Annotated in this window: 2 protein-coding genes; both read right to left on the bottom strand. The window is 53.2% G+C overall.

The genetic code is table 11. From position 1 onward, the window contains the following. Nucleotides 1-126 precede the first annotated feature (126 nt). On the bottom strand, nucleotides 127-555 hold the full coding sequence (locus GY791_02240; protein MCP4327243.1) for a hypothetical protein: 429 nt from the start codon (nucleotides 553-555) through the stop codon (nucleotides 127-129). 201 nt (nucleotides 556-756) lie between these two features. Beyond that, nucleotides 757-1,154, bottom strand: a 398-nt coding sequence (locus GY791_02235; GenBank protein ID MCP4327242.1) for a hypothetical protein, incomplete at its 5' end; no start/stop codon positions are given.

Here is a 1,154-nt window from a genome sequence, read left to right as displayed (position 1 = left end):
GCCGTACAGTATTTCTTAGCATCTCGTGCCACATTTTCCCGCTAATTGAAGTCCCATAATACAGAGCTTTCTTTAGGAGGCATACATGATCTGGTTTCCTTGGATCCTCCAGCCCTTTCGGTTGTATTACATAAATTTTCTAGTTGACGAGACCAGCACTCGTGACAGGCCGGCGTAGTCCAGCTGGGGCTGGGCCACCAGCTGCTGGAATATCCCGGGCAGGGACCCCCTGATCCCCCGGATCAGGGCCGCCTTCTTGGCATTGTATGTCTTGGGCTCGCCTAAGCTCTCGAACATGGCCCAGAGTTCCCCAAGTCCGACCAGGAAGTTGGCTGCCTTTCTGGGCCCGTCACAGACTGCTTCCGCCAGTCGGAACTCCGCCCTCAGCAGCTGCTGAGGCCTTTCTTCGGCGGTCATTCCGCCATATACTTCCTGGAGTTTTCTCCAGGCACTCTTCCCGTCCGGGTTCCCCGTGCGTCCCTCAAATTCTCGGACGACCCCGACAGCCCGCGACCCCGTCACCCTGGCTAGCAGGAACCACAAGCTCCTGTTCACCCCCTAATCAACCTTCACTCGTGGCCCTTCAAATCCCTCGGGCACGAGGAGGTCGTAGAGACCCCTTTCTCCCGTTATACCCACGATAGCGATCCTCCACGCCTCCCACACCCCCGGCGTGAGATCCAACCCGGCACCCTGGTCATGCTCGTATCGGTCATAGGCGTTCACGACTCTTAATCTGATAATATACGCCTTCCTCTAGCCACGATTTGGCCAACTTATCACAATCCTAGTGGCTCCTTGATGTACTCCCATGCCTAACATGAACGTGGCAGCCCCCGACTTCTTAACGTCGTATGTCCGTGCCAATTCATCCAGTTGCGCTTCGGAACTCTCGGCCCCACCACCACTCGTGACAAGTATATCATCAACGTAAATGGTGAGGAGTTCCTTATATCCTCGTTTCGTTCTGAAAAACAGACAATGGTCAATTTTGGACTGCTCGTATCCAAACTGCCGTACAGTATTTCTTAGCATCTCGTGCCACATTTTCCCGCTAATTGAAGTCCCATAATACAGAGCTTTCTTTAGGAGGCATACATGATCTGGTTTCCTTGGATCCTCCAGCCCTTTCGGTTGTATTACATAAATTTTCT

It is taken from the genome of Alphaproteobacteria bacterium (assembly GCA_024244705.1).
GTDB lineage: Bacteria > Pseudomonadota > Alphaproteobacteria > JAAEOK01 > JAAEOK01 > JAAEOK01.
This window is presented reverse-complemented; position numbering and strand designations above follow the sequence as displayed.